Annotated in this window: 1 protein-coding gene; it reads left to right on the top strand. The window is 75.1% G+C overall.

Annotated elements, in window-relative coordinates:
- Positions 1-9: 9 nt before the first annotated feature.
- Positions 10-14,808: a type I polyketide synthase gene (locus ACFYOU_RS25025; RefSeq protein WP_391308654.1), complete on the top strand. Its 14,799-nt coding sequence runs from the start codon at positions 10-12 to the stop codon at positions 14,806-14,808.
- Positions 14,809-14,829 lie beyond the last annotated feature (21 nt).

The following is a 14,829-nucleotide window of genomic DNA, read 5'->3' as shown; positions in this document are numbered from 1 at the left end:
CAACGACAGATGCCGAACGAGGACAAGCTCCTTGAGTACCTGCGCCGTGCGACCGCGGACCTCGGCCAGGCCCGCCGCCGGCTGCGCGAGGAGCAGGACACCCGCCACGAGCCCATCGCCGTGGTGGCGATGAGCTGCCGCTTCCCCGGCGGGGCCGACTCGCCCGAGCGGCTCTGGGACCTGGTGCACGACGGCATCGACGCGATCACCGAATGGCCGCGCAACCGCGGCTGGGACGTCGACGGGCTCTACCACCCCGACCCGGACCACCCGGGGACCTCGTACACCCGGGGCGGTGGATTCCTCGACGACGCGGGCGAGTTCGACCCGGCGTTCTTCGGCATCTCGCCGCGCGAAGCGCTCGCCATGGACCCGCAACAGCGGCTGGTCCTGGAGACCGCGTGGGAGACGCTGGAACGCGCCGGCATCGTCCCGGCCGCCCTGCGGGGCAGCGCCACCGGTGTCTTCGTCGGCTCGATGATGAGCGGCTACGGCGCCGGCTGCGCCCGGGTCCCCGAGGTGGAGGGCCTGCTCCACACCGGCACCACCAGCAGTGTCATCTCCGGCCGGCTGTCCTACGTGCTCGGCCTGTCCGGGCCGGCGCTGACCGTGGACACCGCCTGCTCGTCCTCGCTGGTCGCCCTGCACCTGGCCGTCCGGTCGCTGCGGGCGGGGGAGTGCTCCCTCGCGCTGACCGGCGGTGCCACCATCACCGCGGACCCCGATGCGTACGTGTCGTTCAGTCGACAGCGGGCCCTCGCCCCCGACGGGCGCTGCAAGGCGTACGCGGGCGCCGCCGACGGCACCATCTGGTCCGAGGGCGTCGGCATGATCCTCCTCGAACGGCTCTCCGACGCGGAGGCCAACGGCCATCAGGTGCTGGCCGTGATCCGTGGTTCGGCGGTGAACCAGGACGGTGCGTCGAACGGTTTGACGGCGCCGAACGGTCCGGCGCAGCAGCGGGTGATCCGGGCGGCGTTGGCGGACGCGCGGTTGTCGACGGCGGACGTGGACCTGGTGGAGGGCCACGGCACCGGCACCTCGTTGGGCGACCCGATCGAGGCGCAGGCGTTGTTGGCGACGTACGGCCAGGACCGTGCGGCGGAGCGGCCGTTGTGGTTGGGGTCGTTGAAGTCGAACGTCGGGCACACCTCGGCCGCCGCCGGTGTGGGCGGCGTGATCAAGATGGTGGAGGCGCTGCGGCACGGAGTCATGCCGGCCACGCTGCACGTGGACGAACCCACCCCCCAGGTCGACTGGACCTCCGGCGCGGTACGGGTCCTGACCGAACAGCGCGACTGGACACCGGTGAACCGGGCGCGCCGGGCGGCGGTCTCCGCGTTCGGCGTCAGCGGCACCAATGCGCACGTCGTCCTGGAACAGGCGCCCGAGCCCGGAGCCCCGACCGGGGAAGCGGCCGCACCGGTGTCGGGAGCCCTGCCGTACGTCGTCTCCGCGCGCACCGAGGAAGCCCTGGGCGCCCAGGCGCGCGCCCTGCTCGCCCATCTGGACCGCACCCCGGGCCAGGACCCCGCCACGGTGGCCCGGGCCCTGGCCACCACCCGCACCGCCTTCGAACACCGCGCCGTCGTGGTGGCCGACGACCGTGACGGACCCGGCGGACTCATGGAAGGGCTGCGTGCCCTCGCCGCCGACCAACAGGCCGCCCACCTGGTGCGCGGCACCGCGGTCGCCACCGGGCGGACGGTGTTCGTGTTCCCGGGTCAGGGTTCTCAGTGGGTGGGTATGGCGCGGGAGTTGTGGGATGAGTCGCCGGTGTTTGCGGCGCGGATGGTGGAGTGTGAGGCGGCTTTGGGGCCGTTTGTGGAGTGGTCGTTGGGTGAGGTGGTGCGTGGGGGTGGTGAGTGGGATCGGGTGGATGTGGTGCAGCCGGTGTTGTTTTCGGTGATGGTGTCGTTGGCGGAGTTGTGGGGTTCGTTCGGTGTGGTGCCGGATGCGGTGGTGGGGCATTCGCAGGGGGAGATCGCTGCTGCGGTGGTGGCGGGTGGTTTGTCGTTGGAGGACGGGGCGCGGGTGGTGGCGTTGCGCAGTCGTGCGCTGCGGGCCCTCGCCGGCCAAGGCGGCATGGCCTCCGTGGCACTGCCCCGTGAACAGGTCGAGCAGACGCTCGCCGACCGCCCGGGACAGCTGTCGGTCGCCGCCGTCAACGGCGCCGCCGCCACGGTCGTGGCCGGGGACGTCGCCGCCCTCGACGCACTGATCGCCCACTACGAGGCCGAGGACGTCCGCGTCCGCCGCATCGACGTCGACTACGCCTCCCACTGCGCGCACGTGGAGCAGATCCGGGCCGAACTGCTGGAGGTGCTCGCCGACATCCGTCCGCGCAGCGGCGAGGTGCCGTTCTTCTCCACCGTGGACGTGTCCTTCACGGACACCGCGGAACTGGACGCCGACTACTGGTACCGCAACCTGCGCAGCACCGTCCGCTTCGCCGAGGCCACCCGCGCACTGCTCGACGAGGGCTACGGGTTCTTCGTCGAGACCAGCCCCCACCCGGTGCTCACCTACGGCATCGCGGAGACCGCCGACGGGGCCGGGATCGACGCCGCCGCCGTCGGCACGCTCCGCCGGGACCGCGGCGGCCTCGCCACCTTCCTGACCTCCTTCGGCGAGGCGTACGCCCGCGGACTGGCCCCCGACTGGCGGGCCCTGTTCCCCGACGCGGCCACCGGGGCGCCCGCACTGCCCACCTACGCCTTCCAACGCCGCTGGTTCTGGCTCCAGCGCCCGGCCGGGGTGCTCGCCGACGCCCCCGCCGAGCACCCCGCCGACGCCGCGTTCTGGCAGATCGTCGGCGACAAGGACCTGCCCGCCTTCACCGCCGCCCTCGGCCTGGACGCCGATGACACCGTCAACGCCGTCCTGCCCGCGCTCGCCGCCTGGCGCCGCCAGCACGAGGCACGGGCCACCGCCGACTCCTGGCGCTACCGCACCGACTGGACGCCGCTCACCGGACGCCCCGGTGCGGCCCCCACCGGCACCTGGCTGCTCGTGACCTCCGCGGCCACCGAGGGCGACCCGCTGCCCGCGGCCTGCGCGGACCTGCTGACCGCCGCCGGCGTCACCGTCGTCCCGGTGCCGCTCGCCGCGACCGACGACGACCGGGCGACGCTCACCGCACGCCTCGGCGCCCTGCTCGCCGAGCAACCCGCACCCGTGACCGGAGTGCTGTCGCTGCTCGCCCTGGACGAGACGCCGCACCGGCGGGCCGCGCAGATGACCGACGGCACCGCGCTCAGCCTGGTGCTGCTGCAAGCCCTCGGCGACGCCGGGTGCACCGCCCGCCTGTGGTGGGCCACCTCCGGGGCCGTCGACGCCGGCACCGACCCGCTCACCAGCCCCGCCCAGAGCCTGATCTGGGGTCTCGGCCGGGTCGCCGCACTGGAACACCCCGAGCGCTGGGGCGGGCTCGTCGACCTGCCCGCCACGCTCGACGAACGCACCGCCGACCGCCTGCGGCAGGTCCTCGCCGGACTCGACGACGAGGACCAGGTCGCCGTCCGCAGCACCGGCACCCACGGCCGCCGGCTGGTGCGGTCCGAGCACGGCGACGGCTCCGACGCCCGCCCCTGGAGCCCCGACGGCACCACCCTCGTCACCGGCGGCACCGGCGGCGTGGGCCTCCAGGTCGCCCGCTGGCTCGCCGAGCGCGGCGCCCGTCACCTCGTCCTGGTCAGCCGGCGCGCCGACACCGCCGCCGGAGCCGCCGAGTTGGTCACCGAGCTCGCCGAGCGCGGCACCCGGGTCGACCTCGCCCCCTGCGACGTCACCGACCGCGAAGCCCTCGCCGCACTGGTCGCCGGGGTGCGCCGCGACGGCGCCGACATCCGTACCGTCATCCACGCCGCGGGCACCGGCGTACTGCTGCCGCTGGCGCAGACGAACCCCGACCACTTCGCCGAAACCCTGCACGCCAAGGTCACCGGCGCCGACAACCTCGACGCCGTCTTCACCGAGCAGGCACCGGACGCCTTCGTCCTGTTCTCCTCCATCTCGGCGATCTGGGGCAGCGGCGAACACGGCGCCTACGCGGCGGCCAACGCGTACCTGGACGGCCTGGCCGAGCAGCGCCGCAGCCGCGGTCTGCCCGCCACCTCCGTCGTGTGGGGCATCTGGGACCCCGCCGACGGCGGCGGCATGGCGGAGAACCTCGCCGAGGAACAACTGCGCAGCCGCGGCGTCCCGTTCATGTCGCCCGCCGTGGCGCTCACCGCGTTCCAGGGCGTGCTCGACCACGACGAGACCGTCACCGCCGTCGCCGCCGTCGACTGGGCGCGCTTCGCCCCGGTCTTCACCTCGGTGCGGCCCAGCCCCCTCATCGGTGACCTGCCCGAGGTGCGCCGGGTCCTGGACGCCGCCCAGGAGACGAACGACGCCGACGAACAGGGCACCGGCGCGGCCTTGCGCCACCGTCTGCTCGACGCCCCGCCGGCCGACCGCGACCGGCTGCTGACCGACCTCGTCCGCTCTCACGCCGCGGACGTCCTCAGCCATGACTCGGCCGCCGCGGTCGACCCCGACCGGGCCTTCCGCGACCTCGGCTTCGACTCGTTGACCGCCGTCGACATGCGCAACCGGCTCAATTCCGCGACCGGACTGCGGCTACCGGTCACGGTCATCTTCGACTACCCCTCGGCGACCGCACTCGGACGCCACGTCGGCGAACTGCTGCTGGGCTCCACCAGCGCCGCCGCACCGGTGCCCGTCACCGTCGCGACCGACGACGACCCGGTCGTGCTCGTCGCCATGGCCTGCCGCTACCCCGGTGGCGTCACCAGCCCGGACGAACTGTGGGACCTGCTCGTCGCGGGCGGCGACGCCGTCACCGCACTGCCCGCCGACCGCGGCTGGGACCTCGCCTACGACGCCGACCCGGACCGGCCCGGCACCACGTACACCGTGGAGGGCGGCTTCCTGCACGACGCCGCCGCGTTCGACGCCGCGTTCTTCGGCATCTCCCCGCGCGAAGCGCTCGCCATGGACCCCCAGCAGCGGCTGCTCCTGGAGATCTCCTGGGAGGCGGTCGAGCGCGCCGGGATCAGCCCCGCGGCGCTCCGCGGCACCCGCACCGGAGTCTTCGCCGGCGGCGCCTACCAGGGGTACGGCGGCCATGCGGTGCCCGAGGAGATCGAGGGCCACCTGATCGCCGGGGTGTCCACCAGCGTCCTGTCCGGCCGGGTCGCCTACAGCCTCGGCCTGGAAGGGCCCGCCGTCACCGTCGACACGGCCTGCTCCTCCTCCCTGGTCGCCCTGCACCTGGCCGCCCAGTCGCTGCGCAGCGGCGAATGCGACCTGGCCCTGGCCGGCGGCGTCACCGTGCTCGGCGCGCCGCTGTCGCTGACCGGCTTCAGCCGCCAGCGCGGACTGGCCCGCGACGGCCGCTGCAAGTCCTTCGGCGCCGAAGCCGACGGCTTCGGCATCGCCGAGGGCGCCGGCGTGCTGGTCCTGGAACGCCTCTCCGACGCCCGCCGCCACGGCCACCCCGTACTGGCGGTCATCCGGGGCTCCGCGGTCAACCAGGACGGCGCCAGCAACGGCCTCACCGCCCCCAACGGCCTCGCCCAGCAACGGGTCATCCGCAGCGCCCTCGCCGCCGCCGGCCTCGCCGCGGCCGAGGTCGACGTGGTGGAGGCGCACGGCACCGGCACCCGACTCGGCGACCCGATCGAGGTGCAGGCGCTGCTGGCCACGTACGGGCAGGACCGGCCCGCGGACGGGCCGCTGCTCCTGGGCTCCGTGAAGTCGAACATCGGGCACACCCAGGCCGCCTCCGGCGTCGCCGGGATCATCAAGCTCGTCCAGGCCCTCCGGCACGACCTGCTGCCGCAGAGCCTGCACTGCGCGGAGCCGACCCCGGACGTCGACTGGTCCTCCGGCGCGGTCGCCCTGCTGACCGAGGCCCGGCCGTGGACGGCCGAGGACCGCCCCCGCCGCGCGGGCGCCTCCTCCTTCGGCCTCAGCGGCACCAACGCCCACGTCATCATCGAACAGGCACCCGCGGCCGACGAGCCGGACCCGGACCCGGCCCCGGAGCCGGCCGCCGGACCCGAGCGGGCCGTGGCCTGGCCGCTGTCGGCGCGGACCGCGGGGGCCCTGCGCGGCCAGGCCCACAGGCTCGCCGCGCACCTGACGCACCACCCCGAGCTGCGCCCGGCGGACGTCGCCCACTCCCTGCTGCACGACCGGACCACGTTCGAACACCGTGCCGTCGTCGCCGGCCACGACCGCGCCTCCCTGCTCGCCGGTCTGACCGCGCTCGCCCAGGACCGGGCCGCCGACCACCTCGCCCAGGGCCTCGTCGGCGTGCCCGGCCGGACCGTGTTCGTCTTCCCCGGGCAGGGCCCGCAGTGGGCCGGAATGGCCCGCGAACTGCTGGACGAGTCACCGGTGTTCGCGGAGCGGATGGCCCAGTGCGAGGCGGCACTGTCCCCGCACGTCGACTGGTCGCTGCTGGACGAGGTGCGCGCGGGCGCCGAGTGGGACCGCGTCGACGTGATCCAACCCGTGCTGTTCTCGGTGATGGTGTCACTGGCCGCCCTGTGGCAGTCCTACGGCGTGCGCCCGGACGCCGTCATCGGACACTCCCAGGGCGAGGTGGCGGCGGCGGTCGTCGCCGGCGCGCTGTCCCTCCAGGACGGCGCACGCCTCATCGCCCTGCGCAGCAAGGCCCTGCTGCCCCTGGTCGGCCACGGCGGGATGCTGTTCGCCGCCGCGTCCGTCGACCGGGTCAGCGCACACCTCGCACCCTGGGCCGACCGGCTCTCCGTCGCCGCGGTCAACGCCCCCGGCTCCGTCAGCGTCTCCGGCGACCCGGCCGCGCTGCGGGAGCTCGGTGACCGCCTCGCGGACGAGGGCATCATGTGCTGGCCGCTGCCCGGCGTCGACTTCGCCGGCCACTCGCCGCAGGTCGACGCCCTCCGGGACGAACTGCGCGCCGCGTTCGCCGAGGTCGTGCCGCGCCCGGCGGACGTCACGTTCTGCTCCACCGTCGCCGGCGCCCCCGTCGACACCACCACCCTCGACGCCGCGTACTGGTACCGCAACCTGCGCGAACCGGTGGCCTTCGGCGCGGCCCTCACCTCGCTGCTCGACACCGGGCACACCGTGTTCGTCGAGATCAGCCCCGATCAGGCCCTCGGCGTCTGGCTCCAACAGGCCCTGGAAGCCGCCGACGTCGAAGGCTGCGTCACCGGCACCCTGCGCAGCGGGGACGGCGGCCTCGCCCGGATGCTCACCTCGCTGGGCACCCTGCACGCGCACGGTGTACCGGTGGACTGGAACGCCGCCCTCGCCGGCACGGGGGGCCGACGCACCGAACTGCCCACGTACGCGTTCGAACACGGCCGCTACTGGATCCAGCCGCCGGCCGCCGAGACCGGGGCCGGCCCGTCCGACATCGGCACCGCGGACCACGGCTTCTGGACGGCGGTCGAGGGCGGGGACCTCGCCACCGTCGCCACCACCCTGCAACTCGCCGACGAGCAGGCCCGGCAATCGTTGGAGGCCGTCCTGCCGGCGCTCTCCTCGTGGCACCGCGACCGCCGTGACCGGGGCACCGTCGACACCTGGCGCTACCGGGTCACCTGGGCGCCGGTCCAGGCCCCCGCCGGCCCCCCGGAGCTGTCCGGCACCTGGTGGCTGGTCGTCCCTGCCGCTGCCGCCGCCGAACCGTTCGTCACCGCCTGCGCCGCCGCCCTGACCCGGCATGGCGCCCGCACCGTCACCGTCCCTGTCGACGCCGACGCCGACGGCAACAACGACCGGGCGGCCCTCGCCGCCGTACTGTCCGCACATGCCGCCGCGGGCGCCCCCGACGGGGTGCTGTCCCTGCTCGCCCCCGCCACGCCGCACTCCGCGGACTCCGCCCTGCCCGTGTCCCTGGCCCTGACCACCGCCCTGGTGCAGGCACTCGGTGACGCCGGCGTCACCGCCCCGATGTGGGCGCTCACCACCGAAGCGGTGGCCGTGCACCGCGGTGACCTGGTGACCGGCGCCGAACAGGCGATGGTCTGGGGACTCGGCGCGGTCGCGGGCATGGAGTACCCGCAGCGCTGGGCCGGTCTCGTGGACCTGCCCGCGCACCCCGACGACCGGGCCCTGACCCGGCTGGTGGGCGTGCTCGCCGGCCTCGACGGGGAGGACCAGGTGGCGGTCCGCTCCAGCGGCGTCTTCGCCCGCCGTCTGGTGCACGCCGCCCCGCAGACCGCCCCGGACGCCGCCCCGGACGCCGCGTCGGGCTGGACCCCGGAGGGCACCACCCTGATCACCGGCGGCACCGGCGCGCTCGGCGCGCACGTCGCCCGCTGGCTCGCCCGGGCCGGCGCCCCCCGGATCGTGCTCGCCAGCCGCAAGGGCCCGGACGCCCCTGGCGTGGCCGACCTGATCGCCGAGCTGACGGCGCTGGGCACCGAGGCGGTGGCCGTCGCCTGCGACGTCACCGACCGGTCGTCGCTGGCCGAACTGCTCGACGCCGTGCCCGCCGACCGCCCGCTGCGGGCCGTGGTGCACGCCGCCGGTGTGCTCGACGACGGAGTCCTCGACAACCTCACCCCCGAACGGGCCGTACGGGTCCTCGACCCGAAGGCCCGGGCCGCCGCCCACCTCGACGCCCTGACCCGCGACGCCGACCTGAGTGCGTTCGTCCTGTTCTCCTCCCTCGCCGCGACCCTGCCGGGCACCGGTCAGGGCAGCTACGCCGCGGCCAACGCCTACCTGGACGCCCTGGCCGAGCAGCGGCGCGCGCGCGGTCTGCCCGCCACCTCCGTCGCCTGGGGCCTGTGGGCCGGCGACAGCGCCGCCGCCTCCTCCCGGGACCGACTGGTCGGCGCGGGCCTGCGGCCCATGGAACCCGAACTGGCGCTCACCGCCCTCCAGGACGCCCTCACCGCGGGGGAGACCCGGCTCGTCGTCTCCGGCTTCGACTGGGAGCAGTTCACCCGGGCCTCCGTCACCCTGCGGCCCAACACCACCCTGCGGGACCTGCCCGAGGCCGTGCCGTTCCTGAACTCCGGGCTCGGCGACGGCGACGGGGGCGCCTCGTTCGTCGGGCGCCTCACCGGGCTCTCCGCCGCGGAACGCGACGAGGAACTGCACGCCCTGGTGCGCACCCAGGTCGCCCAGACGCTGGGCCACGACGACCCGGCCGCCGTCGAACCCGGGCGCGCGTTCCAGAGCCTCGGCTTCGATTCGCTGACCGCCGTCGACCTGCGCAACCGGATCGCCTCCGCCACCGGGCTGCGGCTGTCGGTGACCCTGGCGTTCGACCACCCCACCGTCACCGCCCTGGTCGGACACCTCAACGAGCTGCTGGGCACGGCCCCCGCGGGCACCGAAGCGGCGCGGCCGACCCCCGCCCCGACCGCCCCGGTGGACGACCCGATCGCCATCGTCGCCATGAGCTGCCGCTACCCCGGGGACGTGGAGTCGCCCGAGGACCTGTGGCGACTGGTCGCCGACGGCACCGACGCCATCTCGCCGTTCCCCGGGGGCCGCGGCTGGGACCTCGACCTGCTGTACTCCGCCGACCCGGAACAACTGGGCACCTCGTACACCCGTGAGGGCGGCTTCCTGCACCGCGCCGACGAGTTCGACCCGGCGTTCTTCGGCATCGCCCCGCGCGAGGCACTGGCGATCGACCCGCAACAGCGGCTGCTGCTGGAAATCACCTGGGAGGCGTTCGAGCGGGCCGGGATCGACCCGCTGTCCCTCAAGGGCGGCCGGGGCGGCGTCTTCGTCGGCTCCAGCTACCACGACTACGGAGCCAGGGTGCAGCAGCCCTCCGAGGAACTGGAGGGCTACCTCGGCCTCGGCAGCGCCGGCAGCGTCGCTTCCGGCCGGATCGCGTACACGCTGGGGATGGAGGGCCCGGCGATCACCGTGGACACCGCGTGCTCCTCGTCGCTGGTCGCCATCCACCTCGCGGCGCAGGCGCTGCGCGGCGGCGAGTGCACCATCGCGGTCGCCGGCGGGGTCGCCGTGATGTCCACCCCCGGCTCGTTCGTCGAGTTCAGCCGCCAACGCGGGCTGAGCACCGACGGCCGGTGCAAGCCGTTCGCCGCCGCCGCGGACGGCACCGCCTGGGCCGAGGGAGCCGGCGTGGTGGTGCTCGAACGGCTGTCGGACGCCCGGCGGCACGGCCACCCCGTGCTCGCCCTGGTCCGCGGCTCCGCGGTCAACCAGGACGGCGCCAGCAACGGACTCACCGCCCCCAACGGCCCCTCACAGCAGCGCGTCATCGGCCAGGCGCTCACCAACGCCGGACTCGCCCCGGCGGACATCGACGCCGTCGAAGCGCACGGCACGGGCACCCGGCTCGGCGACCCGATCGAAGCACAGGCACTGCTCGCGGTGTACGGGCCGGACCGGCCCGCGGACCGACCGCTGCTGCTGGGCTCGCTGAAGTCCAACATCGGCCACGCCCAGGCCGCCGCCGGCATCGGCGGCGTCATCAAGATGGTCGAGGCCATGCGCCACGGCACGCTGCCCCGCACCCTGCACGTGGACCGGCCCACCCCGCTGGTCGACTGGTCGTCCGGCTCCCTGGAACTGGTGACCGAGAACACCGCCTGGCCCGAGACCGGCCGGCCCCGTCGCGCCGCCGTGTCCTCCTTCGGCGTCAGCGGCACCAACGCCCACACCGTCATCGAGCACGTCCCCGACGAGACGCCGACCCCGGACCGGGGCGCGCACCGGACGGCCCCGTGGCTGATCTCCGCGCGCAGCGACCGGGCCCTGCGCGCCCAGGCCGAGCAACTGGTCGACCACGTCACCCGGGAACCCGCCCCGGCCCTCACCGACACCGGACGGGCCCTCGCGACGACCCGCAGCGCCTTCGAGTACCGGGCGGCCGTGGTGCCCCCGCACCCCGAGGACCGGGACGCGCTGGTCGCGGGGCTCCGGGCGATCGCCACCGGCGGCACCGCACCGGGCGTCGTCCAGGGCCGCCCGACGCAGGGCAGGACGGCCTTCCTCTTCGCCGGGCAGGGCAGCCAGCGGCTGGGCATGGGCCGTGAACTCTACGACGCCCACCCCGTCTTCGCCGACGCGTTCGACACCGTCTGCGCGCACCTCGACGTCCTGCTCGACCACCCCGTCCACGCGGTGGTGTTCGCCGCCGAGGGTTCCCCCGCCGCCGCGCTGCTCGACACCACCGAGTACACCCAACCGGCGCTGTTCGCCCTCGAAGTGGCGCTGTTCCGGCTGCTGGAACACTGGGGGGTCACCCCCGGGCTGCTCCTCGGCCACTCCGTCGGCGAGCTCACCGCCGCGCACGTCGCCGGCGTGTTCACGCTGCCCGACGCGGCCCGACTGGTGGCCGCCCGCGGCCGCCTGATGCAGAACGCGCCGCAGGGCGGGGCGATGGTCGCCCTGAACGCCTCCCCGGAACAGACCCGGTCCCTGCTGGACGGGGTGCCGGGACGGGTCGCCGTCGCGGCCGTCAACGGGCCGGCGTCCACCGTGGTGTCGGGCGACGAGGCGGCCGTGCTCGACGTCGCCGCCCGCTGGCGGGACCTCGGCGGCAAGACCCGCCGGCTCACCGTCAGCCACGCGTTCCACTCCCCGCACATGGACGGCCTGCTCGACGAGTTCCGCCGGGTCGCGGAGGGCATCGACCACCACGCCCCGCGGATCCCGGTCGTCTCGAACCTGACCGGGCGGGTCGCGACCGCCGAAGAACTGACCGACCCCGGCCACTGGGTCGCCCAGGTGCGCGAGGCGGTCCGCTTCCACGACGGCATGCGCACCCTGGCGGAAGAAGGCGCCACCCGCTTCGTCGAACTGGGCCCCGACCAGTCGCTGACCGCGATGGGCCGCGACTGCCTGGACGACGCCGAGCTCGAACCGGGCGCCCTGGTGCCGCTGCTGCGCAAGGACCGCGACGAGACCACCTCGGTGGCCACGGCCCTGGCCCAACTGCACACCCTCGGCGTCGACGTCCGCTGGGCGGACTTCTTCCCCGCCGCCGGCGGCCACGTGGCGCTGCCGACGTACGCCTTCCAGCGCGAGAGCTACTGGCTGGAGGCGAGCGCCGCACCCGCGGACCCGGCGGGCGCCGACCCGTCCGGATCGGGGCACCCGCTGGTGGGCACCACCGTGGAACTCCCGGACGGCGAAGGGTTCCTGTTCACCACCCGGCTGTCGACCCGCACCCACCCCTGGCTCGCCGACCACGCCATCCTCGGCACCGCACTGTTCCCGGCGACCGCGTTCGTCGAACTCGCCGTCCACGCCGGCGACCGGGCCGGCTGCGACGGCGTCGAAGAACTGCTCCTGGAAGCACCGCTCGCCCTCGCCCCGCAGGACGTGGTGCAGGTGCAGATCGCGGTCGGCGCACCCGGCGACGACGGGGCGCGCACCTTCACCGTGCACTCGCAGCCCCGGAACGTACCCGACCAGCCGTGGACCCGGCACGTCAGCGGCCTGCTCACCACCGGCGACCCGCAAGGCGCCCAGGACCTGACGGCCTGGCCGCCGGCGGACGCCGAGCCGCTGGACGTCGACGACCTCTACCAGCGCTTCGCCCAGGGCGGCTTCGCCTACGGCCCCGCATTCCAGGGGCTGCACGCCGCCTGGCGGTGCGGCGACGAGGTGTACGCCGAAGCCTCCCTGCCGCAGTCCCAGCACACCGACGCCCACCGCTACGCCCTGCACCCGGCCCTCCTCGATAGCGCCCTGCACGCACTGACCTTCGGCGTGCTCGCCGGCTCGACCGAGAGCTGGCTGCCGTTCTCCTTCAACGGCCTGCGCCTGCACGCCGCCGGCGCCACCTCCCTGCGCATCCGGCTGCGGCCCGTCGGCCGGTCCGCCGTGGAGGTCCTGGCCGCCGACCCCCTCGGCAACCCGGTGGCGTCGATCCGCTCGCTGGAACTGCGGCCCGTCGCCGCCGAGCAGATCGGCGCCGAACGGTCCCGGGGCACCTACGACGACCTGTTCCGCGTCGAATGGCCCGCCGGACCCGCCCGGACCGAGACCGCCCCCGACTGGGTGGTGCTCGGCGACGGCGCGGGGTGGGCCGCCGCCGGCATCACCCGCACCGCCGCCGACCTCACCGAACTCGCCGACTCCGCACCGACACCGCCGCCCGTGGTGCTGGCGCAGGTCCCGACCACCACCGCGCCCACCGGACGCGACGAACCGTCCGCCGTCCGCGCGGCCACCGAACACGCCCTCGGCCTCGTCCAGCAGTGGCTGGCCGACGACCGGTTCAACGGCTCCCTGCTGCTGTTCGTGACCCGCGGCGCGGTCGCCGTCACCCCGGAACAGGACGTGCCGGACCTCGCCCACGCCGCGGTGTGGGGCCTGCTGCGCACCGCCCAGACCGAACACCCCGGCCGGTTCGCCGTCGTCGACCTGGACGACAGCACCGCCTCCGTGGCGGCCCTACCGGGAGCCCTGGCGGCCGGCGAACCCCAACTGGCCCTGCGCGACGGAACGGCCCACCGGGCCCGCCTGGCCCGGGTCCCGCGCACCGAACCCGTCGAAACGGTCTGGGAACGCGGCGGCACCGTCCTGATCACCGGCGGCACCGGAGCGATCGGCCGGCACATCGCCCGCCACCTGGTGGCCGCGCACGGGGTGCGGCGCCTGGTGCTCACCAGCCGCCGGGGCCCCGAAGCTGAGGGCGCCGCGGAACTGCGGGCCGAACTCGCCGGCCTCGGCGCCCACCTCGACGTCGTCGCCTGTGACGCCGCCGAGCGCGAACAACTGGCGGCCCTGCTGGCTGACCTGCCCGCACAGCACCCGCTCACCGGGGTGGTGCACGTCGCCGGACTGCTCGACGACGGCGTGCTCGGCGCGATGACGCCCGAACGCCTGCACCGGGTGCTGCGCCCGAAGGTGGACGCCGCCGTGCACCTGGACGAACTCACCCGCGACCGGGACCTGTCGGCGTTCGTGCTGTTCTCCTCGATCGCCGGCGTCCTCGGCGGCATGGGCCAGGGCAACTACGCGGCGGCCAACGCCTTCCTCGACGCCCTGGCCCACCGCCGCCGGGCCCGGGGACTGCCCGCGGCCACCCTCGACTGGGGCCTGTGGGCCACCACCGGCGGGATGAGCGGCGCCCTGGACGAGGCCGATCTGCGGCGCATCGCCCGCGGCGGCATCCTCGCCTTCTCCCCGCAGGACGGCACCGCCCTGTTCGACCTCGCCGTGGCCGCCGACCAACCGGCGGCCCTGCCGGTCCGGCTGGACCTGACGGCGATGGCGGAGAGCGGCTACCCGCCCCTCCTGCGCGGCCTGGTCCGCCCGCCGGCCCGCCGCGAAGCCGGCACCGGCGGCGCCGAGACGCTGGTGCAGCGCCTCGCCGGACAGTCCCCGACCGTCCGCGAGCGCACCCTGCTCGACCTCGTCCGCGCCCAGGCCGCCACCGTGCTCGGCTTCGCCGACCCGGCCGCCGTCGAAGCCGGACGGGGCCTGCTGGAGCTCGGCTTCGACTCGCTCACCGCGGTCGAACTGCGCAACCGCCTCAACGCCGCGACGGGACTACGGCTCCCGGCGACCCTGCTGTTCGACTACCCCACCCCGCAGGCCGTGGCCCGGCACCTGCTCGGCGAACTGGCCCCGGCCGACGGTCCGACGGCGGTCACCGGGCTCGCCGAGATCGACCGGCTGGAGCAGGCGCTCTCCCTCGCGCCCGCCGCGCCCGAGGTCCTGGACCGGCTCCAGGCCCTCTTCGCCAAGCTGCGCGCCGGCGCGGCACCCGACAGCGACCTGTTCGAAGAACGCCTGGACGGGACGAGCGACGACGACCTCTTCGACTTCATCGACAACGAACTCGGCACGTCGTGAGTGCGCACCGAACCGTCCCCA

It is taken from the genome of Streptomyces sp. NPDC005955 (genome assembly GCF_042871255.1).
Taxonomy (GTDB): domain Bacteria; phylum Actinomycetota; class Actinomycetes; order Streptomycetales; family Streptomycetaceae; genus Streptomyces.
This window is presented reverse-complemented; position numbering and strand designations above follow the sequence as displayed.

Excerpts from the sequence above, each read along its gene's own strand:
- ACFYOU_RS25025 (WP_391308654.1), top strand. The coding sequence starts at position 10 with ATGCCGAACGAGGACAAGCTCCTTGAGTACCTGCGCCGTGCGACCGCG.